The sequence below is a fragment of the Pseudomonas sp. PA-1-6B genome, assembly GCF_021609545.1.
Taxonomy (GTDB): domain Bacteria; phylum Pseudomonadota; class Gammaproteobacteria; order Pseudomonadales; family Pseudomonadaceae; genus Aquipseudomonas; species Aquipseudomonas fluorescens_BV.
The window spans coordinates 1-25015 of record NZ_WJZM01000007.1; the positions used below are offsets into that span (position 1 = coordinate 1).

At 53.6% G+C, this 25015-nt stretch carries 20 protein-coding genes; 15 read left to right on the forward strand and 5 right to left on the reverse strand.

Annotated elements, in window-relative coordinates; translation table 11 throughout:
- Both GIV35_RS05800 and GIV35_RS05805 read left to right on the forward strand, forming a co-directional pair.
- A partial coding sequence (locus tag GIV35_RS05800; RefSeq protein ID WP_329609954.1) for a GLUG motif-containing protein occupies positions 1-969 on the forward strand: 969 nt, incomplete at its 5' end.
- Positions 970-1208: 239 nt separating this feature from the next.
- Entirely contained in the window at positions 1209-2201 is a 993-nt protein-coding gene (locus tag GIV35_RS05805) for a fimbrial protein (RefSeq protein ID WP_236265417.1), read from the forward strand.
- Positions 2202-2255: 54 nt separating this feature from the next.
- On the opposite strand, the gene GIV35_RS05810 is transcribed toward GIV35_RS05805, so the two are convergent.
- Both GIV35_RS05810 and GIV35_RS05815 read right to left on the reverse strand, forming a co-directional pair.
- Complete coding sequence (locus GIV35_RS05810; protein WP_236265419.1) at positions 2256-3218, reverse strand: fimbrial protein; 963 nt, start codon at positions 3216-3218, stop codon at positions 2256-2258.
- A gap of 84 nt (positions 3219-3302) precedes the next feature.
- Positions 3303-4058 carry a hypothetical protein gene (locus GIV35_RS05815; protein ID WP_236265421.1) on the reverse strand — a complete coding sequence of 252 codons (756 nt, stop codon included), beginning with the start codon at positions 4056-4058 and terminating at the stop codon, positions 3303-3305.
- Between the two features lie 241 nt (positions 4059-4299).
- On the opposite strand from GIV35_RS05815, the gene GIV35_RS05820 reads away from it, so the two are divergent.
- From GIV35_RS05820 to GIV35_RS05850, 7 genes are all read left to right on the forward strand, one after another.
- On the forward strand, positions 4300-5223 hold the full coding sequence (locus tag GIV35_RS05820; RefSeq protein WP_236265423.1) for an ABC transporter ATP-binding protein: 924 nt from the start codon (positions 4300-4302) through the stop codon (positions 5221-5223).
- Complete coding sequence (locus GIV35_RS05825; RefSeq protein WP_236265425.1) at positions 5220-5954, forward strand: heme exporter protein CcmB; 735 nt, start codon at positions 5220-5222, stop codon at positions 5952-5954. Before GIV35_RS05820 ends, GIV35_RS05825 begins: the two co-directional genes overlap by 4 nt.
- 4 nt (positions 5955-5958) lie before the next feature.
- Positions 5959-7794, forward strand: coding sequence for a Gldg family protein (locus GIV35_RS05830; RefSeq protein WP_236265427.1), 1836 nt, complete (start codon positions 5959-5961; stop codon positions 7792-7794).
- A 217-nt stretch (positions 7795-8011) separates the two neighbouring features.
- Positions 8012-8824 (forward strand): fimbrial protein, encoded by an 813-nt coding sequence (locus GIV35_RS05835; protein WP_236265429.1) that lies wholly within the window; start codon positions 8012-8014, stop codon positions 8822-8824.
- Positions 8825-9145: 321 nt separating this feature from the next.
- Complete coding sequence (locus tag GIV35_RS05840) at positions 9146-9625, forward strand: hypothetical protein (RefSeq protein WP_236265431.1); 480 nt, start codon at positions 9146-9148, stop codon at positions 9623-9625.
- Positions 9626-9670: 45 nt separating this feature from the next.
- Positions 9671-10657: a fimbrial protein gene (locus GIV35_RS05845; RefSeq protein WP_236265433.1), complete on the forward strand. Its 987-nt coding sequence runs from the start codon at positions 9671-9673 to the stop codon at positions 10655-10657.
- A gap of 138 nt (positions 10658-10795) precedes the next feature.
- Positions 10796-11545 (forward strand): SDR family NAD(P)-dependent oxidoreductase, encoded by a 750-nt coding sequence (locus GIV35_RS05850; RefSeq protein ID WP_223024112.1) that lies wholly within the window; start codon positions 10796-10798, stop codon positions 11543-11545.
- Here the strand turns inward: GIV35_RS05850 and GIV35_RS05855 are convergent.
- Positions 11542-12462 carry an AraC family transcriptional regulator gene (locus tag GIV35_RS05855; protein ID WP_223024111.1) on the reverse strand — a complete coding sequence of 307 codons (921 nt, stop codon included), beginning with the start codon at positions 12460-12462 and terminating at the stop codon, positions 11542-11544. The genes GIV35_RS05850 and GIV35_RS05855 overlap by 4 nt on opposite strands.
- 86 nt (positions 12463-12548) lie before the next feature.
- On the opposite strand from GIV35_RS05855, the gene GIV35_RS05860 reads away from it, so the two are divergent.
- The 6 genes from GIV35_RS05860 to GIV35_RS05885 all read left to right on the forward strand — a co-directional run bounded on the left by GIV35_RS05860 (position 12549) and on the right by GIV35_RS05885 (position 20352).
- The gene (locus tag GIV35_RS05860) at positions 12549-14024 is read left to right on the forward strand and encodes an aldehyde dehydrogenase family protein (RefSeq protein ID WP_236265436.1); all 1476 of its coding nucleotides are present in this window, start codon (positions 12549-12551) and stop codon (positions 14022-14024) included.
- A 514-nt stretch (positions 14025-14538) separates the two neighbouring features.
- Entirely contained in the window at positions 14539-15126 is a 588-nt protein-coding gene (locus GIV35_RS05865) for a fimbrial protein (RefSeq protein WP_236265959.1), read from the forward strand.
- Positions 15127-15183: 57 nt separating this feature from the next.
- Positions 15184-15900, forward strand: a complete 717-nt coding sequence (locus GIV35_RS05870; RefSeq protein ID WP_236265958.1) for a fimbrial biogenesis chaperone — start codon at positions 15184-15186, stop codon at positions 15898-15900.
- Positions 15901-15999: 99 nt separating this feature from the next.
- Complete coding sequence (locus GIV35_RS05875; protein ID WP_236485902.1) at positions 16000-18462, forward strand: fimbria/pilus outer membrane usher protein; 2463 nt, start codon at positions 16000-16002, stop codon at positions 18460-18462.
- A gap of 119 nt (positions 18463-18581) precedes the next feature.
- Positions 18582-19574 (forward strand): fimbrial protein, encoded by a 993-nt coding sequence (locus GIV35_RS05880; protein WP_236264830.1) that lies wholly within the window; start codon positions 18582-18584, stop codon positions 19572-19574.
- Positions 19575-19722: 148 nt separating this feature from the next.
- Positions 19723-20352, forward strand: a complete 630-nt coding sequence (locus GIV35_RS05885; RefSeq protein WP_223024105.1) for a response regulator transcription factor — start codon at positions 19723-19725, stop codon at positions 20350-20352.
- Between the two features lie 11 nt (positions 20353-20363).
- On the opposite strand, the gene GIV35_RS05890 is transcribed toward GIV35_RS05885, so the two are convergent.
- Both GIV35_RS05890 and GIV35_RS05895 read right to left on the reverse strand, forming a co-directional pair.
- A complete protein-coding gene (locus GIV35_RS05890) occupies positions 20364-23996 on the reverse strand; it encodes a transporter substrate-binding domain-containing protein (RefSeq protein ID WP_236264829.1) in 3633 nt (1210 codons plus the stop codon).
- A 109-nt stretch (positions 23997-24105) separates the two neighbouring features.
- A complete protein-coding gene (locus GIV35_RS05895; RefSeq protein ID WP_236264828.1) occupies positions 24106-24954 on the reverse strand; it encodes an EAL domain-containing protein in 849 nt (282 codons plus the stop codon).
- Between the last annotated feature and the right edge of the window lie 61 nt (positions 24955-25015).

Here is a 25015-nt window from a genome sequence, read left to right on the forward strand (position 1 = left end):
AACCAGGGGGGCTTCATCACTGATGCCATCAGTACCGGGTCGACAAATGGCAACGGCGCCGGCGTCAATGTGGGCGGCCTGGTGGGTTTCAACTCCAACGGTTCGCTTGAGCGCACGGCGTCATCGGGCGAGGTACGCGGCACTGGGGCCGGTAATGTGGGCGGTCTGGTAGGCTTCAGCAAAAACGGCGACATTATCCAGTCAACCTCCACCAGCAAAGTTACAGGGTACGGCGCCATCGGTACCGGAGGCTTGGTGGGAACTAGCCAGAATAGCAGGCTCAAAGAGGTCAAGGCTGGCGGCGATGTATGGGATAGCGCTGGGGAGAATGTTGGTGGTTTGGTGGGTAATAATATTTCCGGCACCATTGATACAGCACAAGCCTTGGGCACTGTCACAGGCGGGCGCAATGCTCGGGTTGGCGGTCTGGTGGGGAACAACTATGAGGGCTCCATCACTCATTCCGTGGCTCGCGGAAAAACCAGCGGGTCGATTTCAAGTCAGGTGGGAGGCCTGGTAGGGGCCAATGCTGGCGAGTTGCAGTCGGTTGAAGCCAGTGGCGCGGTGGTGGGTGGGGAAAGCAGCTATGTCGGCGGCCTCGTCGGCACCCATGGCAGCAACTTCAGCAGCCACATTGAATCGGCCATGGCCAGTGGCACCGTTCAGGGAGGCGTGCGTGCGATTGTGGGCGGCTTGGTCGGTCTAAACCAGAGCTCTATCACCAACTCATCGGCAACTGGCGGGGTCAGTGGTGGCAGCAATGCGACCCTGGGAGGCTTGGTCGGCACGAACGCCGGAAACGTTCGCCTGTCTGTCGCCACTGGGAAGCTCACCGTGTTATCGCCTTATTATGGCCAGACCTTTGGTGGCCTGGTCGGAGCTAACTTCGGTGATATGGCATTCAATGGCGTCTCCGGAGAGGCTGCGCTTGTGCCTTTGTATGGCATAAATTTTGGCTCCATTCATTGATCGTTAACCTTTCCTTCTAATCACAGACGGCCTGACGCAGGTGATGCGTCAGGCCGTCTGCTGACTCTGCGATGCCTGATATGAATTCAGTACTAAATGTTCGGCGTTCAAGGTCGGCCATAGTGTGCGTCGGCACATGGCTGTTTATATGTGGCGTGGCGGCTGAAGCCGGGACGTTGGTCGACAGTGTTGCGACGTCTTGCACATTCAGCAACGGTATGGGCAGGCCGTGGTCGCAAGTGACACCTTTGACGAGTAATACGCCCACTGGCTCGGTGTTATGGGAGCGCGCTGTAGCGCTGAATGCCAACTACAACTTTGCCCCGGCTGCCGGCATTGCCCATGAGTTGGTTTCTATGGGCTATTGGGGACCCGGTACACCGCTGACAGACGGAATTGCCCCCACCAACGTTGACGGCATTGGCCTGAAAATATATGTGAACTCATCGGACGGCCAACGTCGACCACTGCTGCAAACGCCGTTGCCGGTAGCGATGGAGAAAGAGCGTGTTCAATATGATTCGTCCGCTGCGCAAACGCGTGGTTCAACGATGGTTACCAATTATATGCAACAGTTGATTCTGACGGTCGCACCCAGCCAACTGCCTGCCGGAAAATTGATCGTTGATCGTGTCGCCGGCAGTTCTCGGCTTGCGCTTTATGCGGTGGATTTACCCAAAGGCAAAGCTGCTTTTGGCAGCAGTGTGGAGGTACCTACAGACAATATACCGATTGGCATCTGTCGCGCGCCCTACCTGTTGATGGGGCCCGCCGCTATCAATATGGGTAATGGGGGCCCGATTGAAATTCCAAATACCTGTGACGTGCAAACCTACCAGACTATACCGGTGCAACTGGGGCGAATGAGCCTGAACGATTTTCCGCAAGTGGGCTCGACCTCAACGCCTGTGCACTTTGCCATCGAGTTGAGCCAATGCGCCGCCAATGCCAAGCCGGTGATTACATTCACTGACAAGTACGGACCGTCTGCGAATCCCGCCGTTCTAACGCTTGAGCCGATAGCAGCCAGCGCCCGTGGTTTCGGGATTGTCATGAATAATGAATTGACCCAGCAGGTGATTCGATATGACGGTGCAGGGTATGCGATGAAGCGGGCAGGTGAGGGCGCGAAAATACCTTTGAGTGCGCACTATATTCGGTTGGGCAGTGAGGAGGCGTTGAGGGCAGGCGCCGCTAAGGGGGCGGCGGAGTTCACGTTTACGTTTCCTTGAGGGGCGGCTGCATGTTCAGCGACATCGATTGGGCGAAGTGGTGAGCGCTGGCAACTAGAGGTAGCTCATGACAAATGTCATTTCGGTATTTGCTGTACCCGGGGTGATGCCTGAGCCACCGGCGATTTTGAAATAGCGTGCGTTGAGAGGGATTGTAAAATTTCCACCGGCGCTTGAGTATTCCTTGAACGGCAAGGACGTATTTAGGGAGACCGGGACCATGCTGTCGTCAGTGACTTGCAGACCAACTCCCATTGCTGTCGAACCAGGGTTAAGCTTGATGATGCCTTGGTTGTCGCTCAACGAAGGTGAAGAGGACGTTGGTACGAGCGAATACATGACTTTGTTTATCCCGGCTGGGCAATTATAAATTTTGATGTTGAACGGGATAGTTTTATTTGACGGTGCGCCATTTTTTGGGAAGTCACTCAGGCGGTGTTGTCCCATGTGGACGTTGACGTTAGCCGTTTGACAGGCGGGGGCAGTCAGTGTAACGCTGTTCGACAGTTTTATTGTTGAAACTTTAAGGATACCTAACTTAATCCCCGAGATTTCGCCGGCTGGGATGATCGCGCCGCTTATGGTGTCGCCTGTTTTTATAATTCTTAACTGGGTGGTGACTCCGCTCATATTGTAAGTATTAGGTGCAAGTGGCGTTTGGCTCGCCTCCTTGAGTGGATTGCCATTATAGAGTAACTGGAAAGACAGTCCTGAGTTGTTTATAATATGAGTGCTGGAGTTAGCGGGAGTGTTTCCCATGTTATTTATTGCTCCCCATGTTGTTGTGCTATTGCAGTGGATTTCTTTGTTGGACGGGCCGTGAGTAAATACAGCTGATTCAAAAAGGGTTGCGCCTATTGGTGTATCTCGAGGAATAACCAGTGAACGCGGCATGCTGGTTGAGAATGTATCGGCACCTGATCCGTTGGAATACGTACAGTCTGCTGAAACAATGCCCGAACTGCAGATAAATACAGGAGCTGCGTATAGGAGTGCTGTTAAATTTCTGGCTTTCATTTCTGGGTCTATGGTGGCAAAGACGATGAATTGTCAAAAAACGACATAGTGCGTAGCGTTCGGTGCGCGAGGTCAAACCTCAAGTTAGGGGTTGATCTCGGCTTTCATGATTTCGTTAAGCATCTTTTCGGCCTCCTGTATTAATTGAGTGTTGGTTAATATGTCTTGCTCGCTAAGCTTTAATGCTGCTTCCCGGTGCTTTAATGTCTGCTCGAATTGATCCAGTTGTCGTTGACGCTCATCCAGCAACACATATTGACTCAATAATATTTGCTTGTGGTGAGTGATACTGGCGATTAGTGATTTGAGGTTAGCCTCAATTCTTTCTGGCGTGGTCTGTTCGGCAGGTGTCACCAGAAGTTTATCGGTTGCTGGGCCTGTAATTGCCGTGGAACCAACATTGGCATCTGACTGCAAAGAAAAGCTACTTGCTTTTTTCTGGGGTTCGTATCTCAGCAGACTTGTTAGCCACGCGTCACTGATCTTCAAGTTGTAATGAGTACTTACAGCGCTGCATTGAATGTCGGTATCGGTCAGGTCCATCAGCGCATAGGTATCGTCGGTTTGTATTGGGTCAGGCGCACAGGCATCGCGGAAAATATGCCTGAGCACTTGAACGGCCGTCGTAAGGATCTCGGCCGGCACATCACACATATGCAGTTTTTGGCCGTCCCCCTCAATGTTCGTCAGGTAAATCTTGACCAACTCATCGCCCGATTTTTCATTAAGGCTATAAACCAGAAACTGTCGGTTGATGCGGGTTGCGGTGAAGCCGCACAGGACCACTGCGTTGAGTAGCTGGCCTTGGGTATCGGGTACTTCAAGCGTTCGAAATAACATGGGAAATATGGCTCCGTTAGCGTGGGCGGTTGGTGGAGAGGTCAGTAGAATAGCCACCCGAAGATGGCAGCGTTGTCAGACAATTCGTACTTGCCGGCAGACACTTCGACTTACGCCAAGGAGCAATCGGATTTTCCGCTGATGAGGTTTCAGGATCCGTACCCTATCGATAAGGTGCGTCGCGAAACGAAGCGTGCACTCTCAGACGCTTCGCCTCGTCTGAGCAGGTAACTGGGCAACCATGATCGATATAACGCATTTGACCAAACGTTTCGGCAAAGCCCTGGCAGTAGATGATGTGTCTTTCAAGGCTACCTCGGGTGAGGTGTTGGGGATGCTCGGCCCGAACGGCGCGGGAAAGTCCACCACCCTGCGTATGCTTACTGGGTTCGTGTCGCCCACCTCAGGCACCGTCAACCTCTTTGGTTTTGATATATGCCGTCAGACGCGCCACGCTCAACGTCTGATCGGCTACGTTCCTGAAACAGCTGCTTGCTATAACGAAATGTCCGTCGCGAGTTTTTTGGGCTTTATTGCTCAAGTGCGCGGCTTGCGTGGACGCGAAAAGACAGCGCGGGTCACGGCCATGCTTGAGCAATTCGAGTTGATGGAGGTACGTGGCCAGACCATCGATACCCTGTCCAAGGGGTTTCAGCGCCGCGTCGGATTGGCGCAAGCGCTCCTGCATGATCCCAAGATACTGATCCTCGATGAACCCACCGATGGTCTGGACCCGAATCAGAAATACCGCGTGCGCGAGCAACTCAAGGAGTTGGCCCGCGACAAAATCGTCATCATTTCTACCCACATCCTCGAAGAGGTCACTGCATTGTGCAGTCGTGTGCTGGTCATGGATAAAGGTCGGCTGTTGGTCGACAGCACGCCGCTGGAACTGGAAGGTCGTTCGCGCTATCACCAGGCTGTGACGTTGTACGCACCCCGGCCTCTGGATGTCATGACCCTTGGCATGCTGCCAGGCGTTGCAGGTATCGAGGCGGGGCCTGAACCTTTCAGCGTACGGGTGCTGGCGCGCACTGGAGCGGTGATATTACCGGCTATCAATTCGCTGATTGTGAGTCGTGGCTGGGATGTACCACGCCAGGAAGTCGAGCGGGGCTCGCTGGGGGAAGTCTTCCGGCTGCTGACCCGGGAGCAACAACCATGAGGACGTTCTGGCCGGTGTTCAAGCGCGAACTGTGCAGTTATTTCGTCACTCCCGTCGCGTATGTGTTCACCCTCTTGCTACTGCTGCTCAGCGGTATCAGCACGTTTTACCTGGGCGACTTCTACCAGCGTAACCAGGCCGACCTGGCACCGTTCTTCGACTATCTGCCGTGGCTATATGCGTTGCTGCTGCCGACCCTTGCCATGCGTATGTGGTCCATCGAGCGGCAGAGCGGATCTATTGAGTTGTTGATGTGCCTGGCGGTGGGTACGGCTGAGGCGGTTGTAGCCAAGTTCCTCGCCGCCTGGGTGGTCAGCGGGTTGGCGCTGGCGTTGACGTTTCCGCTGGTGATTACAGTCAACTACCTGGGGGCGCCGGACAACGGCGTCATCCTTTGTGGCTATCTGGCCAGTTGGTTGCTGGCTGGCAGTTGCCTGGCCATTGGCGGGTGCCTGTCGGCACTGACCAAGAACCCACTGATTGCCTTCCTTGCTGCGATGGCGTTATGTCTGGCATTCATGGCCTGTGGCTTCCCGGTGGTATTGGATGTCTTGCGTGGTTGGTCAAGTTTGCCCTGGCTCGATGGCGTGGCTTCGCTGAGTTTCCTCACACATTTCGAGGGACTATGCCGAGGTGTGATCGACCCACAGGACGTGTTGTACTTTTTCAGCCAGATCATAGGCTGGCTCGCCGCTACCGTGATTGCGGTTGAATTGAAAAAGGCAGTATGACGCCATGTCATTCAAATCGGTGACGCGCACTTGCTTGCGCCTAATGGTCATTATCGCTGGGTTCGTGGCGGTCAACTTCGAGTTGGCACCACGTTTGGCGTCCATGCGGTTGGACCTTACCGAGCAGCAGCTTTACACCCTGAGCCCGGGGTCGCGTCAGATCATTCAAGCCGTAGTCGAACCCACCGACCTGTATTTTTACTTTTCCAGCCAGGCCGCCAGGGACCTTACGGTCATGCGCAGTTACGCGGTGCGCATCCAGGCACTGCTGCGTGAATATGAGCGTGTGTCAAATGGCCGACTACGGGTGCACATGATTGACCCTGCGCCGTTTTCAGCAGACGAAGCCCGCGCAGTCGAACTTGGCCTGCAACCTGCCCCTATCGGCAAGGCGGGTGCTGCGGTTTTCTTTGGGTTGGCCATCGTTGACGCCCAGGCGCACCACGCCAGCATTGGGTTCTTTGCGCTTGAACAACAAACGTTCCTTGAGTACGACATCAGCCGCACATTGCAGAAGTTGACTCGGCCTGCGCGGCCCGTGATTGGGCTGATGTCTTCGTTGCCATTGGCAGGTGGCTTCGATGTGCAGTCGGGGCGAACCCGGCAGCCGTGGCGCATTATGCAGGAGATCAACAATGCGTTTGAAGTGCGCGAATTGGCGTCCGATGTCGACACCATCGACAGTGCACTCAATGTCTTGATGCTCGTGCATCCCAAACGGTTACCTGTGACGACACTGCGCGCTATTGACCAGTTTGTGCTGCGTGGTGGACGTTTGTTGGTGTTCGTCGACCCTTATAGCGAGCAGGATCGTGGCGATTACTATTTTGGGATACCCAGCAAAGACAAGTCTTCTGGCCTCGCGCTTTTGTTCAAGGCGTGGGGCATCAAGCTTCTACCCGATAGCGTGTTAGGCGACAGCCGCTACGGTCAGTTTGTGGCATTGGCACAAGGCGCAGAGCCGGTCTGGCAAGCGACTGCCCTGGGGTTGTCACCCTCTGCGATGAATGAACAGGATGTGATTACTGCTGGTATTGGCAGCCTTAACCTGACCACCGCCGGTATCTTGAGCGCCTTGCCGGGTGCAACAACTACTCTGACACCGCTGCTGCACAGTTCGGAGCAGGCTATGCCCTACAAGACAGCGCTTCTGAATCATCTGGAAAAGCCTGATGAGTTGTCCAAGAGCTTCAAGGCTACAGGCGAGCGTTACCTGATCGCGGTACGCCTGCAAGGGGCGGCACGCTCGGCTTTCCTGGACTCTCCCGGAGCGCTTACCGAGGCGCAGAATATCAACGTCGTGGTGGTGGCGGATACAGACGTATTGAGCGACAACCTGTGGGCGGATGTGCAGCAGCAAGGGGGCCGTCCGGTCACGGTGCCATGGGCTGACAATGCGGTGTTGGTGCTCAATGCGCTGGACAGCCTGTCCGGGTCGGATGCCTTGATCAGCTTACGCTCGCGGGGGCATTACAGCCGAACGTTCACTGTGGTCGAACAGTTGCAGCAGCAAGCCCGCGAGCGTTATCGCGACATGAGAAGCGAGCTGCAAGATAAGCTCGATCTGGTTGAAAAGCGTCTCGCTGCGTTGGCCGCTGAACAGGGGCGGGATATGCCTCGGACGGCAGAGCAGCAAGCGACTTTTGATCAGTTCAGCAATGAAAAAGATGCGTTAGACAAGAAAATGCGTCAGGTCGCGAGCCATCTCAACTTTCAGATCGAGCAGTTGGGTGTGCGTATGAGATGGCTCAATCTTGTATCTGTCCCCTTGGTAATTACTTGTTTGTTGTTGTGTGTGGCCTTCTTAAGAAAGCGAGCGCAACGCCAGCGCAATATTTAATAAAGGTATTAAGTATATGTGGGGTTTTCGCAGGTGCAGAAGAAGTCTCTGGATTGTTGTTGTTGGTCTACTGAATGCATTGCCGGGCTCTGCATTGGCAGGTTGTGTAATCAGCGGAAATAAAATCTATCCAAAGATTACGGATGTACCATACGACAGTGGGGGTGTGATATCTAGTGTTTGGCATACGGGTACCATGATGCTCAAGTGTATTGGAATGTACAATGGTACCTATACTAACCAGATGAGTGCGGTTGGTGCCGTTGCCGGCACTTCAGTGATGTTTGAAGGGGTTAGTTACAAGCTCTATAAAACGAATGTTATTGATGTTTTCTATTTTGGTACTTTTGCAGTAGATAATGGAGCAGAGCAGCAGTTCGGTTCGGCTCCCTACGTAAGTTCCAAAGTAACGGGTCCCGGTTCCGGGACCTCAGCATTTGATCTGAAAGCTTTAGTTAAAATAAGGTTTTATAGCTCCAGCAAGAGCCTGTCTTCCGGTGTGCGCAATATAGATCTTTTAGATCTTGTTCGAGGTGATATTAACTATTCGACGCCCGGCGTCTATTCTGGTAAATGGATTATGCAAAGTGAAGGCTTTTCGTTTGTGGCAAAAGGTACGTCGTGCGTACTGATAACGCCCGCCATCGTCAAGTTGAAGCAGGTAAGCATCGTTTCTATTCCTACGATAGGTTCAACGGTAGAAGGGGGGGCGTTCACCTTAAGTTTAGCCTGTAATGCGGGTGCCCCCTCATTCAAGGTCAGTTACGCGATGACTGACGTTTATAATCCAGCGAATACATCTACTGTCTTAACCCTGGCTGCTGAACCTTTGAAGGCGAACGGCATAGCATTGCAATTATCGGACGAGGGCCGGGCCGTTATTTTTTCCTCACCGGTGAAATCTTCAATGGGTAGTTTGACGCATGGAGCTCTCAGTAAGGCAATGAGCGTTCAGTACATTCGAACGGAAAAAGTCGCCACGCCCGGAAAAACAACCGCGGCGGTCAGTATGACCTTTACGTACGACTAGTCAGTGGCTCGCGCCAGTTAGCGATCATCAGTGAAGTACCCAAGGACTACCTGACTGCTGTACGGCACTACCGCTATTTCGCCTCGGTCATCATGGTCCATGAAGACACCGACCGTGAAATCGAGGGTGGTTTGTGGCATTGGCACAAGGCGCAGAGTCGGTCTGGCAACCGACCGCGCTGGGGTTGTCACCCTCTGCGATGAATGCACAGGATGTAATCACTGCTGGTATTGGCAGCCTTAACCCGACAACCGCCGGTATCTTGGGCGCCGTGCCGGGGGCAACGTCCTGACGCCGCTGCTGCACAGTTCAGAGCAGGCCATGCCCTACAAGACGGCGCTTCTGGATCATCTGGAAAAACCCGATGCGTTGCCAACGGCTGACAATGCGGTATTGGTGCTTAACGCGCTGGACAGCCTGTCGGGGTCGGATGCGTTGATCAGCTTGCGCCCGCGCGGTCATTACAGCCGCACCTTCACCGTGGTGGAACACGCACGGCAACAAGCGCGTGCGCGCTTGCGCGATATGAGTGCCGAGTTGAAAGGCCGGTTGGACATGACCGAAAAGCGCTTGGCCGAGTTGGCCACAGGGCCGTATTCCTTTGTGTGCATTGTAGGAATTATCTTACTTTCTGTGTGGCTATATCTGATGAGGGCGTCAGATTGGTGCGGTGGTTGCGACTCTCATGCTGAGTTAAATTTTTGCGTGTTTTCAACGAGCGTCTTTTTGAGGTGCCGATTATTCAATGCCGGGAGTTGGGCGTGCCCTTTTATATCTAGCGCTGCTTATGTATCGGAGTAGTCCCAAGAGGCATCCATGTCCTCGTATAGTGATAAGGAACAGGAGGTGAGTATCAGTAAAGCAATAGTATGTTTGATTCTGTTTTTTTCAAGCGGGCAGGCGCTAGCCACCCATTGTATCTATAGTAGCTTAAGCTTGACTCTACCTAGTTTTAGTTATCAAGGAGCCGGTTCAGGAATGATCTCTACGGCTTGGCATCAGGCAAGTAATGCGTCACTAATGAATTGTGATGTGACGGGCGCCGTAAAATCCGAGATTGTCAGCGAAAGTCCGCTGGCGGTCTCTGGAGCTTACTCTTTTGGTGGGGCCTCCTACGCGCTGTTGCAAAGTCCCGTACCTAATATTTCATTTATTATTTCCTTGGCGGACACCAAGGGTAATTGGAAGCCTTACCAAGGGCTACCGGTGACGACCTACGAGCAGGTTGGTAGCGTAAGTAGTACCTTTGGGATTAAAGTATTAGTGCGTTTAGTTGCCACGGGGAGATTGGATCCTGGTTCCTATAGCCTGCCTCCAGTGGATTTACTTCGTACCGGCGTGAGCCAAGGCGGATATTATACAGGGTCGGCCATTACGAAAACTACGGCGACGGTCATTAACTCAAAAAGTCCTACATGTAAACTCTTTGTAGCCCGTGAGTATGCACTTCCAAGAATCGATCTCTCTGATATTCCACGCGTGAATGCGACAGCGGGTACAACTGCCGTTGCTTTTTCCGCAGTCTGTGAGGGGGCGGCTTCTGCGTACAACGTCAAGTATTCACTGATTGATATGAATAAATCAGTGGCGGGCGCCAATTATGTAACGCTTCGCTCTGCTGCCGAATCGGCTCGCCTTGAGTCGATCGGTTTGCAGTTAACGGACGGGACCGACACGTTACTAATGGGGACCGCCTATCCGTTTGGGCAAATTCCAACAGCCGGTGGGATTATTTCAAAAACACTGCTAGTCAGTTACGTACGTCGCGCAATGACCGCCTTGTCTCCAGGACGTGTCCAGGGTGAAGTAGCGCTCATTATGTCTTACGAGTAAATAGAGATCGGTGACGCAAAGAGCGCCGGTGCACTCTGGACGCTCGCTAAGCTTTTCTGGAGTACTGACTATTAACTGCTCGCAAGGATGCTCTTAATCTGAAACGACTGATTTAGCCAGCAACAGAAGGAAGTAGGTATGAAAAAGCTGCATAAGAAAGTCGCACTGGTTACTGGGGCCTCAAAGGGCATCGGTGCAGAGATTGCCAGGCAATTGGCCAAGGATGGCGCCACCGTCATCGTCAATTATGCAAGCAGTCGTGAGGATGCCGACCGCGTGGTTGAACAGATTCTGCAAACTGGTGCCAGGGCTTACGCAGTGCAGGCGGATGTGTCCAATAGCGTCGACCTCAAGGCGCTGTTCAAGACCATCGTGCATGAGCATGGTCATCTCGACATCCTGGTCAACAATGCGGGTGTCTACTCCACCAGCGCGCTGGCCGACATCACAGAGGCGGAGTTTCATCGCCAGTTCAACCTCAACGTCCTGGGGCTGATTCAGTGCACCCAGGCAGCTGTTGACGTGTTCAACCCTAAGGGTGGCAGCATCGTTAATATCAGCTCCAGCGTCACCTCGTTCACACCGGCCAACTCGGCGGTGTACACCGCCTCCAAGGCGGCTGTGGACGCCATCACCCGTACCCTGGCCAATGAACTGGGCCCCAGAAATATCCGTGTCAACTCAGTAAACCCAGGGTTGGTCGTCACCGAAGGCGTACATGCCAGCGGTTTTTTCGAAGATGCGTTCCGTGAACAAATAGAAGCCATCACGCCGCTGGGGCGCATCGGTCAGCCCGAGGATATCGCACCCGCCGTCGCCTTCCTGGCGTCGTCGGATGCAGGCTGGATCACCGGTGAAACCCTGATAATCGGCGGCGGGCTGCACTAAACCTGGGCGGCGTGCTCGCGCACATAGTGGCGGGGCGACTGCAACATGACGCGCTTGAATGCCGTGCTGAATGCACTTTCGGACTCATAACCCAATGAGAACGCAATGGTGGACACCGAGTCATCGGAGTTTTTCAACCGATCACTGGCCAGCAACATGCGCCAGTACGTCAGGTACTCCATGGGGGCTGCGCCGACCACCTGCTTGAAGCGCAACGCGAACGCCGAGCGCGACATGGTTGCCAGTTGCGCCAGTTCCTGGACGCTCCAGCGATGGGCTGGGTCGGCGTGCATCGCGCTCAAGGCAACACTGAGGTTGCGGTCGGCCAGGCCGTAAAACCACCCGATGCCGCTGCTTTCCAGGGTCGCCAAGTGAGTGCGCAAAACTTCGACCAGCATCAGATGCGCCAAGTGTTCGTTCATCAGCGAGCGGCCTGGGCGCTTCTGCTGCAACTCCGAGGTGAACCGCTCCAGCGCCCAGCGCAGGACCGAGGCCTGCGGTTCATTGCCTTGTACGTGAACCAGCGAGGGCAGGCCGCTGAGTAGCAATTGAGTAGGGACGCCGCTGAAGTCAAAGCGGCCACCGACCAACTGAGTTTCATCGCCGCCGTAATGCAGGGCCAGTTCGTCTGCCGCGAGGGTTTGAAAGTGACCGTCGGAATTCATAACCGGCTGGGACATATCGCTGTAGAGCGAAAAAGGCATGCCTCTGGTCATCAGAAAGCAATCGCCCTGATGCAGCCGCTGTGGTTGCTGTTCGCCATCCACTTGCAGCCAGCAACTGCCCTTGACCACCGCCGTGAACTTGATGCCTTCGCGTTCAGGAAAGGTGAAGGCCCAATCACCGCCCAAGGACAGCGTGGCGGAGTGGTAATTACGGATTCTCAACAATGAAAGGACGTCGGACAGAGGATCCATGCAGCACCTGATTGGACGAAAAATAAAGTAATTGCAATTTTATATCAGGGTTCATCCAGATTTCACCTTTAAATATGAGGTTCTCCATGCACATCCACTTTGATACGTCTTATGGTCCACTGATCAACGGGGTGTTTGAAACTGACGATAAGTCGCGCTCGTTTGCCGCGGTCGATCCCGCCACGGGCAGGCACTTGGCCTATATCCGCTATTGCGATGCCACGGACGTCGACCGCGCCGTCAATGCGGCGCATGCAGCGTTTCCCGCCTGGCGTGCCCTGGGCCAGCAGATGCGCGCACGTCTGGTAAATCTGCTGGCGGACGAGATAGAAGAGCACAGTGAGCGCCTGGCCATGATCGATGCCCATGATGTGGGCCGTTGCATCAGCGAAGTACGCAAGGACTACCTTACCGCCGTCCGGCACTATCGCTATTTCGCCTCAGTGATCATGGCTCATGAAGACACTGGTCGGGAAATCGATGGTGGTTACGCCATCGCCAAGCGTGAACCCTTGGGCGTGTGCGGGCAGATCATTCCCTGGAACGCGCCGGCGATTATGGCTGCGTTCAAGCTCGCTCCGGCATTGGTAGCCGGCAATACCGTTGTCCTGAAGCCCGATGAAAACGCTTCTTTATCGACGCTTGAATTAGGCAAGCTGATTAACAAAATCTTCCCTGCCGGGGTGGTGAACATGGTCACCGGGTTGGGGGAGGTCGTCGGTGCGGCGTTGAGCGAGCATCCTCTGGTCAGGAAGCTGTCATTTACTGGCAGTACGCAAGTTGGTCGCACTGTGGCCGGTGTGGCCGCCCGGCGTCTGGTGCCCGCGACACTCGAACTGGGGGGCAAGAGCGCCAATATTGTGTTCCCCGATATCGACGACATTGATGCGGTGGTCGATAACGCCACCTTCGCAGCTATTCATAATAACGGACAGTCATGCCTGGCCGGCACCCGCTTGTTTGTGCATGCCGCGATTTTTGAAGTGTTCAAGCAAAAACTGATTGCCGCGTTCAATCGTGTGAAAGTGGGTTCTCCGCTGTCCGAAGAGTCGCGGGTCAGTTGTTTGGTCAACGCACAACAAGGTGAGCGTGTGTTGAGTTACATCACTATGGGCTTGGAGGAGGGCGCCGAGCTGCTTGCGGGTGGCGGTCGCGCAGTAGTACCAGGTAGTGAGCACGGCTACTTCATCCAGCCAACCTTGTTACTTGCGCGTAATGACATGAGCATCTGCCAGGAAGAGATTTTTGGCCCGGTACTGTCGCTGATCGTGTGGGATGATTATGAAACGATGATTGCCCAGGCCAATGACACCGAATATGGCTTGGCGTCCGGGATTTATACCAGCAACCTGCAGCACGCTATGGAAACCGCAGCGCGGTTGGAGGCAGGATCGGTGTGGATCAATCGCTATTCGAACATTACCGATGGCACCGCCTTCGGCGGCTATAAAAATAGTGGTATTGGTCGAGAGTTTTGTCGGGAAACCTTGAATGCCTATACGCAAATCAAAACTGTGACGTTACAAGCAAGGGTGCCAAACGTATGGTTTGCCGAAAAGTAAAAATAGGTGATTCATTTGTATCGTGAATTTTTTCGCGCTCAGCAGTGATTGAAGCCCGTCGGGCGCTTTAGATTCTATAGATAATATGCAAGATTAAAATGCAGGACTTCAAGTTGGCGTTGCCTCACTGAGGCGCGCCAATTTTTTTCGGCTCGGGTGCGCTTGAGTATTTTGTCCGCTGTTAATGTGACTCACTTTGTAGTTGAATGTGAACCATCTGAAGAAATTCAATGGACCCCTCTCGGTCTGTGCCCAGTTTTTCTTTATCAGCATCCCCTCCTAATCGACTACTCCATATCTTGTATCCTTTCATTCATTACCTCCGCCTGGGGTAGATGTCGGCTGATAAAAATTATTTACGTTGTGTAGGATTAGTCCTACAGCATATGAAGATATATCTTTGCCTTGTATAGATCCCTGCGGTTGGCTGCTTATGTGAGATGAGTAGAATTCAGGAACTCTTAAACAGAGTGAGCTTATCTACTTGTTGTTGCCAACCTAGAGGTACACAATCGTGTCTATTCCATTAAAACTAATTCTCGCGTCGTCCATCGTTGGGCTTTTCGCTACATCTGCTATGGCTGCTGACGGTAGTATCAATTTTACCGGTGAAGTGACTGCTGCCTCTTGCGGTATCAGTGCCGGTGCCGGCACCGGTGTCACAGGTGTCACCCAGAAAGTTATTGATGTAAAAATGGGTAAGGTTAGTATCGACTCGTTGAAAAATAGCCAGGCCGGAATCGTTGCGGGTGCGGCGATCAATATCAATCTTGATTGCGGTAATACTGCTGCTGGCTTGAAGACGGTAAGGGTGAAGTTTGATCCAAATTCGGGCAGCGGCGTAGATATTAAGAATAACAATTTGCTGAAAACTACTGGCACTGCTACTGGCGTCGGGATCGGGCTGTATGACGCCAGCAATAATCTGATCAATTTGGCAGGTAACGGTTCATTTGACGCCCCCTTGATTCCAGCTGGTGCTGAACCAGATATTAAGTACTCGGCTAACTTGAACTTGCGTGCTTCTTACGTCGCCAACGGTGATGTTGTCGTACCGGGTACGGCCAATGGCAACCTGCCGTTTACGCTGACCTACGAGTAAGTCATTTGTTGGGGAGGCACGTAAGTGCTTCTCCAACTTCTGCACAGGCCAAATAGAATGAAACTGCTATCAAAATATTTTCTGACGGGATTTGTGTTGCTGTTCAGTGGTATTTCAAGTGCGGGTATTACATTAGGTGGTACACGTGTTGTTTATCAGGAGAAGCTTAAAGAAACTTCAATCATGGTCAAAAATGATGGTGATAAAGACATCATGGTTCAGTCATGGATAGAGCCAGCGACCAATGTTTCCGAACAAGATGTACCTTTCGCTTTGACCCCAGCACTTAGTCGTCTCGGGGCCAATAAACAACAAAGTTTGCGCATTTTTTATGCGGGCAAAGGCTTGCCAGCGAATAAAGAGTCTGTGTTCTGGCTAAACGTACAGGAAATACCGCAAAAATCAGAATCGGATAATACGTTACAGATCGCCATTCGCCAACGTATCAAGATTTTCTATCGTCCTACAGGCCTTATAGGTTCGGAGGAGGCCGCCAAGCAACTGAAGTGGCAGCTGATTCGTGAGTCCGGAAAGGCATGGCTTGTCGCAAGTAATTCTTCGCCCTTTTATATCTCATTTGGAGAGGTTTATTTAAAACAGTCAGGCAAGCGTTACACGGTTCAAGCAGAAATGATTGGCCCTGGCGCAACGTTAAAGTTCCTCGTTGGTTCGGGAGACTCATTGCCCTCCAAAGAGCGGTTTGGCGTTGAGTACAAAGCGATTAACGATTATGGCGCACCCATAGCTTATGTGGGTGAAGGGGCTGCTGGTTAATCTTTCAGGTTTTTCTGGTCGGTTGCCGTTTAAGAGCAAACGTTGATAGTTGTGAGGCATAATCTTATGTGGGTGTTTCGATCGGGGAGTCGGCGTACGATGACACTGCTCGGGAGTCTTGGGTCGACGGGTTTTTTTGCCCTCGGCGCCTCGGTTCCTTCGGTTGCGTCTGCGGTCGAGTTCAATAGTGCATTTCTGAATAAACAGAGTGCGCCGGTTGAGTTGAAGTATTTCGAGCAGGGAAGTTCGATTGCCCCTGGTGACTACAATGTCGATATCTATCTAAACCAACAATTGATACTGCGCCAGCGTATTGAGTTTGCTACCAATGGTAAAGACAACGAGGTCAAGCCGCTCATACCTCTCTCGGTGCTCAAAGCAGTGGGCGTCAACGTGGTTCGCCTGGAGCAGGAAAAGCTGATTGCCGCGAAGGCAGATGATAAAACATTGATTGACGTAGAGTCGCTTGCGCCTGGTGCGGGTGTGGAGTTCGACGTCACGGCATTGGCTTTGCAGATCAGCATGCCTCAAGCGTATATCCAGCGCCAGGCTCGTGGGTATGTTGATCCGTCATTATGGGATGACGGTATTACTGCGTTCTACTCAAATTACCAGACCAATTTCAGCCGCAATATCAACCAAGGCTACAATAGCGATTACCGCTATGTCGGTCTGCGCAACGGCTTGAATATTGGCGCATGGCGCCTGCGCAATGAGTCGTCGATTTCAGGCTCTACGGGCGTACGTGACAAATTCACCAGCAACCGCACTTATGTAGAGCGCGACATTCGCAGCCTTAAAGGGAAGCTCGCGGCGGGGGAGTTGTACAGCCAGGGTGAAATCTTTGACAGCGTGAGATTCAAAGGCGCGCAGCTATCCTCGGAATTGGGCATGTTGACCGATGATGAGGTGGGCTTTGCTCCGGTGGTGCGAGGTATTGCGGAAACGAATGCGACGGTTGAAATCAGCCAGAACAACTACGTCATCTACTCGGCCACTGTCCCTGCGGGCGCTTTCGAGATCAGCGATATCTACCCCAGTGGGTCCAACGGTGACCTGAGCATCAAGATCATTGAGGCTGACGGGCGCGAGCGCCAATACTCCCAGGCCTATTCCTACCTCCCGGTCATGACCCGTCGTGGAAACACGCGCTACAGTCTGGCGGCTGGTGAGTATTCCAATGAAGGTCAAGCGGCGCCTAAGTTCACCCAGGGTACCTTGGTGTACGGGGTGACGGACAATTTCACCGGCTATGGTGGCCTGATAGCGGCCCAGGCGTATAAGGCGTTGAACCTGGGGGTCGGGGTTAACTCCCCGTGGGGTGGATTATCCTTTGACGTCACCAATAGCAGTTCGCAAGAGCGTTCCGGGCGTAAAAACGTCGGCCAGAGTGCGCGTTTCCTTTATTCCAAGACGCTTAGCCAGACCGATACCACCTTTACGATGGTCGGTTATCGCTACTCCACTGAGTCCTATCGCACCTTCAGTCAACATGTTGAAGAACAAGAGCACGTCGCTACACCTTATTATGGCCGACAGAAAAGTCGCTTTGATGTAAACGTCAACCAATCTCTGGACGGTCGTGGCTCATTGTTTTTGAGCCTCGGCGAAACCAGTTATTGGAACAGGCAAGGCAGTACCCGACGCTGGCAGTTCGGCTACAACGGCAATTATTCAGATATCAGCTACAGCTTTGCGGTATCCCGTACAGAAGGGCAGGCCGGGAGCCAAGGTGCCGATAATCAGATGACGGCATCGTTCAGCATTCCGTTTGGCGACACTCGCCGCTCGCAGCGTCTGTACACCAGCGTTACCACCTCAAACCAGGGTGAGTCTGCGATTCAGACAGGGCTGTCCGGTAACTTGAATGATGAAAACACTCTTAATTATTCAGCGCAAGGCAGCCATAGTAAAACCAGTGGCAGCTCTGCCAGTTTCGGTGTCAACTGGGATACGCCGACTGCCAAAGTCAGTGGTAACTATGGGCAGGGTCGCGATAACAAGCATTTGGATGTCGGCGCATCAGGTTCGGTTGTCGTTCACAGCGGTGGTGTCACGCTGGGGCAGCCCGTGGGTGAAACATTTGCCTTGGTCGAAATACCTGATACCAAAGGTATCGGTATTGATTCATCCACTGCGGTAAGAACCGATAGCAAGGGATATGCAGTTGTGCCTTATGCGCAGCCCTATCGTTATAACTGGATTAATTTGGATACCAGTACAATGGGCAGCAGTATCGAAGTGGCGGAAAGTTCAAGGAAAGTCGTGCCGACTCGCGGCGCAGTTGTTAAAACTCACTTTGAGGTCGAGTCAGGGCGTAGGCTTCAATTTAACTTGACGGACAGCAAGGGTGCGCATTTACCATTTGGCGCTCGGGCATATGACGTTGATGGAAAGGTTCTTGGGTTAGTGGATAATGCTTCGAAATTGCTTGTGTTTGGCTTGAAGGATGTGGGTGAATTTAAAGTCAAGTGGGGTGATTTGGCGTGTGAGGTTAAATATGAACTGCCACCAGTTAATAAGGATCTAATGTACGAGCAATACAATGGTGTGTGTTTGTAGCTCGGTGAGCGAAAGTGGCTTGACGTTCTTTTATAAGTGGTGCTTGTGTTTCAGGTGAGCTGTAGTTAAGGACGATGGCGTAATTTCACGTGGCAATTCATTATGCTGAGGATCAATGAGTGAGGTTTTTCAAAGCTATTATTTTATTGCTGGCTGCTTATACCCCGCTTGTCGTGGCTGCTGGGTGTGTTCAAGAGACTGGATTCAGCCTGACCCCATCGCTCCCACCAATAGCCAATAACACCGGAGGCATGTTGTCCACGTCATGGCACACTGCAGATCTTCAAGTTGGCTGCAGTGCCCTTGGCAGTAGTTATTATGTGAGCAATAACATAACGCCAGCGGGCATTGATTCCGGCAGAACGCAGTTGTTCGAGGGCGTATATTACAGGCTGTACACGACGAGCGAGCGTGATGTTTTTTACTTTGGTGGTGTGGCAGGGCCAGACGGAATCCTTCGCCCGTTTGGTACATCATACGCCCATGGTCTAACCATCCCGGCATCTAACGACTTCAAGTTTCGTGCTACTGTGAAAATCAGGTTTTTCTCCACGTCAAAGTCGATGACACCCGGTGTATACACAGTTAACAGCGCTGGGTTAGTCAAAGGTAATATTAGGTCTAATGGGGCTACTGAAAACCTTGCCGAATCAGGCATGAACCTGTCGGCCTTCTCATTTCTTGTGAATGGTCCTTCATGCACATTGGCAATGCCTGCTGAATTAAAGCTGAAATCAGTAGATCTCTCGCTAATTCCTACGCCAGGGGATAGCAATGAGGCTGCCAACTTTCAACTGGGGTTAAATTGTGCCGGTAGCACGCCAGCTTATCAGGTCAGTTATTCGATGAGCGATGTTAACGATTTAGCCAACCAGTCCTCGACGCTTACATTAGCTGATGCGGCGAAAAAGGCCTCGGGTGTCTCATTACAGGTGGTCGATGGCATGACACCAGTTAACTTCGGTTCTACGTCGAAACGCCTGTTCGGGAGTATGCCAAATGGCGGCGGCATGATAAGCAAATCCATGAGCGTTCGCTATATACGAACCTCGACCATGGCGCGCCCTGGTTCAGTGAGGGCAGGTGTGACAGTTACGTTGTCCTACAAATAATGCTTGTTCTTGGGTGTGCTTTATTTTATTCCCTAAATAGTTCAAGTTGAGCCAGCAGGCTTTCTTTGCGTTTGTGCGTATAATCCTTTGTTTTGCTCTGCATGCAAGGCATTATCTATGAATATATTACCTCAGGAATAACCAGACCATGGGCAACATAGTCATCGTCGACGACCACCCCCTGATGCGCATGGCTGTGCGCGTGATGCTCGAGCAAGAAGGCCACTCGATTGTCGCCGAAGTCGACAACGGCGTGGACGCGGTGGAAATTATCCGAAAATTGCTTCCAGATCTGATCGTTCTTGACCTGAGTATTCCGAAAATGGATGGCCTCTCCGTCATCGCGCACTTGAAGGCTATCGGCATTTCCACCCGTGTGTTGATCCTCACCTCTGGTGACACTCGCAACTTCGCCATGCGCTCGTTACAAGCCGGTGCCGCAGGTTTTGTCTGCAAGGATGACAACCTGGACGAACTGGTCGGTGCGGTGAAGGCAGTGCTGTCGGGTTACAGCTATTTCCCGGCCAACACCATTCACCAGTTACGCGACAATACCCAGGCCGCCAGCGAGGAAAGCCAGCTGATTGCGCAACTGTCCGATCGTGAGATCACCGTGTTGAAACTGCTGGCACGCGGCATGGGCAACCAGGCCATCGCCGATGAGTTGATGATCAATCACAAGACGGTGAGCACCTATAAAATCCGTCTGCAACGCAAGCTGAGTGTGGAAAACCTGATTGCCCTGGGCGAGTTGGCCAAGCGCAATGGCTTGGCGTAGTCGCTCACAGCCTAGGGCTCGAGCATGTTTTGAATGCGCCGTAACTCCTTCTTCACCTGCCTGACCTGCGCCGGTACGTCCTCGGCGCCGGTTCGGCAGCCATGCTCCAGTTCTTTGCACAGCCCAAGCAGATAGTCATTGCGCATCAATGCCGCGCTGCCCCTCAAACGGTGTGCCAGCTCCGCAATGCCAGCGACATCCCGTGTCTCACTGAAGTCACGCAACTGCTCGATATCCTGTTGATTGCTGCGCATCAATTCAGCTTGCAGTTGTTGAATGATTGCCGGGTTGCCACCGGTAATCGGCTGGAGCAGATTCATGTCGAATTCAGGCCGATGCAGCGTCGGTCTGGTGCCTTTATAGGCCGGCTTATCCGCAGGCTCCAGTGATGCCAGGCGCTGTTCAAGGATGGCCAGGCTGATGGGTTTGATCAGACAGTCGCCCATGCCCGCATTAAGACAGCGGTCCATTTCTTCCTGCTGGGCGTCGGCTGTCAGCCCCAGAATCGTCAATACACCGCTGTTGCGTTGCTGTTCTTCCTTGCGGATCGCCAGTGTCAGTGCTACTCCGTCCATGACCGGCATGTGGTAATCCGTGATAAGCCAGTCCACCGGAAAGGCACGCCAGGCCTCCAGCGCCTCCAGCCCGTTGCTGGCTTCAATCACGTTGCAGCCCAGGTACTCCAGCTGCGCGCGCAACATTTGACGGTTCAAGGTATTGTCGTCTGCGATCAGCACTCGCATCGCCCAGCTTGGAGTGGTCTCGCAAAACGCGGGCATTGGCAGTTCTTCTTCAGGCAGCGGTTCCAGAAGCTTGAGCTTGAGGGTTACATTGACCGTAGTACCTTGCCCCAGCGTGCTGGTAAGTTCCAGGCGGCCACCCATCATCTCGCACAGCGACCGCGACACCACCAGCCCGAGGCCGCTGCCGCCATGGACCGAGAGGTCCGACTGAGTCACTTGCGCAAAGGGGCGAAACAGCGTTTGCCGGTCTGCCTCACTGATGCCCATGCCCGTGTCCTGCACTTGCAGATGCATGCTGAGCGTACGCCCTTCCACCACATGGCAAACTAAACGGATCACGATACGGCCGCGCTCGGTAAACTTGATCGCATTGCTCACCAGATTGGACAGTACCTGCTTGAAGCGCAGCGGGTCGATGGAGACATCAAGGGTGGTGCCGGCGTCGATCTCGAGAGTCAGGTCCAGTTTCTTCTTTCGCGCCAGCCCTTCGAACACTCGCGCCACCATCTCCACCAGGTTCTTGAGGTTGGCCCGGCGTGGCGAGAAGCTCAAGTGCCCGGATTCGATACGCACGATGTCCAACGTATTGCCCAACAGCTCCAGCAGGTTCTTGGCGGCCGTGTAGGCCACGTCGATGTTCACTCGATCCAGTACGCCGTGATCAGCGCGTTTGAGCGCCAACTCTAATGTGCCAATCACCGCGCTCATGGGCGTGCGGATTTCGTGGCTCATGGTCGCAAGAAATTGGGTTTTGGCGCGGCTGGCCTCGTCAGCCTGGGTTTTGGCCTGCTGCAGTTGTTCGATCAGGTGATGATGTTGCGAGACGTCTTGCCAGCCGCAGATCACCCCGGCGATCGTGCCATTAGAGTCACGAAACGGCTGAATCCAATGTTCGATGAAGTGGGGTTGTCCCTCGATGGTGATCTGCAGTTGCTGTTCGATGGCATTGCCATCCTCCATGGCTTGCAGGTAACTCTGGTGGAGTGAGGGCGCCAGTTCGATATCGCCATGGTTCGTTTGCAACGCAGTTTTACCCAGCACCTGGGATTGGCATAGCTTCATGACGTGCTCATAGCTGCGACTGCATGACAGCAGGCGTCCTTCGCGGTCGCGTACATACACCGGCACGGGCATGGCATGGTTCAAGGTTTGCAAAAACTCCAGCTGATCATTCAGGGCTTTTTCAGCTGCGACTCGGCGCCGGATCTGACGGCGCAGTTGCACGATTCGGATGATCGAAATCAGCAGCACCAGCAATGCGCAGCAGATGATCTGCAGGATGACCAGTTTATAGTCGCGCCAGTTCTGGCCACTCATGGCCGCATTGGCGCGCCAGCGAATGGTGATTGCATTAAGCTCGTCAGGTGGGATGCTCAGCAGGGCTTTATCCATGATCGACTGCAGCTCGGTTTCGCCACGGCGCATGGCGAAGTTGGCGGTGGCCGCCTGGCCGTCGACGACACCGGCCACGCGCAGTTCTTTTTCATAGAGGCGCGCGGTGTAGTAGCGAGCCATGGACAGGGTCATCAACACTGCGTCGGCGTCGCCATTGACCACCATGCGCATGGCCTCAAGGTTGTTTGTTGGGGTGATCAACTGCACCGTGGGAAAGCCTTTGCGAATGCTGTCGATCATCACATGCCCCTGGACTATGGCCAGGCGCTTGCCGGTCAAAGCATTGAGACTCGAACGCTCTCGGCCCGATTCAGCCGTCGACGCGACCAGCGCAAACGAGCTGGTTGCGAATGGATGGCTGAAACGGAAATGGTTCAGCCGCTCCGGGCTGGCCGTCAACACGGCTAAATCAGTATCGCCGTCGCGTAAAGCGTCCTGAATGCCTTCAAAGCTTGAGGCACGTTGAATCTTGAACTTGAGCCCGGTGCGTTGGGTGATGATCTCGAACAAATCGGATATCACACCGTTGAAGCGGCCCTTGGCGTCAAAAAACGCCGAGGGTGCCATGTCATCGTTAATCATGAAGCGCGCCACTGGGTGCTGGGCCAGCCAGCGTTTTTCCTGGGCGTTCAGATGCACATTATCGTCCGGCATTACCGTGCCGCCGCCGGTCCAGCGCTTGATCAGGTAGCTCATGCGCAGTTGGCCGAATGTGGTCAGCGAGGCATTTAGAATGCGCAGCAGGCGTTGATCTTCCTGCTTGAGTAGAAACCCATAGCCACCTGAGTCGATTTTCACAAACTGGATAAATTTGAGATAGCTGAAAAAGCTATGGTTGACCAGGTAGTGGGTGGTTACCGAGTCGCCCAGAAAAACGTCGACGTTCTGGAACGCGACGGCGGCCAGGGCTTGCGCGGTGGTGCCGTAGGTAAAAAACTGTGCATGAGGATAGCGGTCGGTCAGTAGCGCGTATGGCAGGTAGTCCTTGGAGACTGCTACGGTTAGTCCATTGAGATCTGAGGGAACCGCAATGTCGCTGTCCTGGCGTTGATAGAGTACGGGGGCATTGACGCTGTACGGCAGCGTCACCACCGTGTCAGAAGAGTCGCGATCATAGTCGCTGGACCGGCTGATCAAGTCGATTTCGCCGGCTCGCAAGGCGGCCATCGCTTGCCCTCGGTCAGCAAACCCGACGACTTTGATATCCAGGCCCAGTTGCTGCTTGAGCATTGTCGCCACGTCAGCGCTGATGCCCTCGTAATCACCGTTGCCGTAGACCATGTCGAAGGGCAGGGTGAACGGTGCGACCACGCCCAGGGTGAGGACACGCCGTTGGCGCAACCAGGCCCAGTCTGCTTCCGGTAATTGCAGCTTTTGTGGTTCCTGACTCACTTGGCTAAGTAAGTGAAGGGGCTGTTGCGGCATGGGTATCGTTGCGGCACCGCCGTACGATACAGCCGGCAGCAGTACGGTGAAGAAAGCCACGAAGGCTTTGAGCGTGGACATGAAAACGTATACCTGACTGCAAAATGCCAAGTACGCCGCGCTGGCCGGCTCAAGGTCGACCACGGACGTGGCGGGTGGGGTAGGAAGTTAGAGCGATGTGAATGGGCGTTCAGACTGACGTCAGCACCACCTGTGAGCCCGCAATGTATTCAAGGATGTACGGCAGCAGCGCGGTATCCGCCATCGGCGGGGCGATGGCATATCCCTGCACAATGGATACGCCCAGGGTTTTGAGCCGCTTGAGCTGGGCCGGGGTCTCGACACCCTCGATCACCAGCGACACACCCAGGCTGGCTGCCAGGCTGACGGTATGGGCGACAATGGCGGTGCAGGCCGAGTGCGTGTCGAGTTTGTGTACGAAACCGGCGTCGAGTTTGAGCTCGGTGAAAGGCACATCACACAAGCGCTCCAGTGACGAGAAACCGGTGCCAAAGTCATCCATGGACAAACCGCAGCCCAGCAGCTTGAGTTGCAAGAGGTTGTTCATGGCGACACTGCACGGATTGAGCGTGCCGGTTTCGGTGATCTCGAAGATGATGCTTTGCGCAGGGCACTCATGTGCACGCAGCAGCACTTTAATCGCGTTGCTCAGTATGGGATTGCTGAGCTGGGAAGGCTGCAGGTTGAACGACATCGTCAACGGCAGGTTAAGACTGGCCAGTTTTTGGCGCAGGATCAGCCCTTGTTCGAAGAGGCGTAAGAACAATTCATCCATCAGGTCATGGCGCTCCAGTGCTTGCAGGAAATAACCGGGCGTCAACAGGCCTTTGTGAGGGTGATGCCAGCGTGCAAGTACTTCCAAGCCGCTAATCGTGCCATTTTTCAGCGAAAGCTGAGGTTGATAGACGCCCACAAAGGCGTGATCCGCCAACCCCTGGCGTAGCTCCTGCGCGTCGGGCTCCTGAACCTTACCGGGGTCTGGAACCTGACTGAGGCTAAGTACGGCTGAGTTTTTCATGTAGTGCCCTGCAAGGGATGACCATGAGTCAATTTTGCAGGATGCGCGTAACCATAAGCGT

Coding starts and splice junctions, on each gene's coding strand:
- GIV35_RS05860 (WP_236265436.1), top strand. CDS start 12,549: ATGCACATCCACTTTGATACGTCTTATGGTCCACTGATCAACGGGGTG.
- GIV35_RS05810 (WP_236265419.1), bottom strand. CDS start 3,218: ATGAAAGCCAGAAATTTAACAGCACTCCTATACGCAGCTCCTGTATTT.
- GIV35_RS05895 (WP_236264828.1), bottom strand. CDS start 24,954: ATGAAAAACTCAGCCGTACTTAGCCTCAGTCAGGTTCCAGACCCCGGT.
- GIV35_RS05850 (WP_223024112.1), top strand. CDS start 10,796: ATGAAAAAGCTGCATAAGAAAGTCGCACTGGTTACTGGGGCCTCAAAG.
- GIV35_RS05870 (WP_236265958.1), top strand. CDS start 15,184: ATGAAACTGCTATCAAAATATTTTCTGACGGGATTTGTGTTGCTGTTC.
- GIV35_RS05855 (WP_223024111.1), bottom strand. CDS start 12,462: ATGGATCCTCTGTCCGACGTCCTTTCATTGTTGAGAATCCGTAATTAC.
- GIV35_RS05835 (WP_236265429.1), top strand. CDS start 8,012: ATGTACAATGGTACCTATACTAACCAGATGAGTGCGGTTGGTGCCGTT.
- GIV35_RS05885 (WP_223024105.1), top strand. CDS start 19,723: ATGGGCAACATAGTCATCGTCGACGACCACCCCCTGATGCGCATGGCT.
- GIV35_RS05840 (WP_236265431.1), top strand. CDS start 9,146: ATGCCCTACAAGACGGCGCTTCTGGATCATCTGGAAAAACCCGATGCG.
- GIV35_RS05820 (WP_236265423.1), top strand. CDS start 4,300: ATGATCGATATAACGCATTTGACCAAACGTTTCGGCAAAGCCCTGGCA.
- GIV35_RS05830 (WP_236265427.1), top strand. CDS start 5,959: ATGTCATTCAAATCGGTGACGCGCACTTGCTTGCGCCTAATGGTCATT.
- GIV35_RS05890 (WP_236264829.1), bottom strand. CDS start 23,996: ATGTCCACGCTCAAAGCCTTCGTGGCTTTCTTCACCGTACTGCTGCCG.
- GIV35_RS05875 (WP_236485902.1), top strand. CDS start 16,000: ATGACACTGCTCGGGAGTCTTGGGTCGACGGGTTTTTTTGCCCTCGGC.
- GIV35_RS05815 (WP_236265421.1), bottom strand. CDS start 4,058: ATGTTATTTCGAACGCTTGAAGTACCCGATACCCAAGGCCAGCTACTC.
- GIV35_RS05825 (WP_236265425.1), top strand. CDS start 5,220: ATGAGGACGTTCTGGCCGGTGTTCAAGCGCGAACTGTGCAGTTATTTC.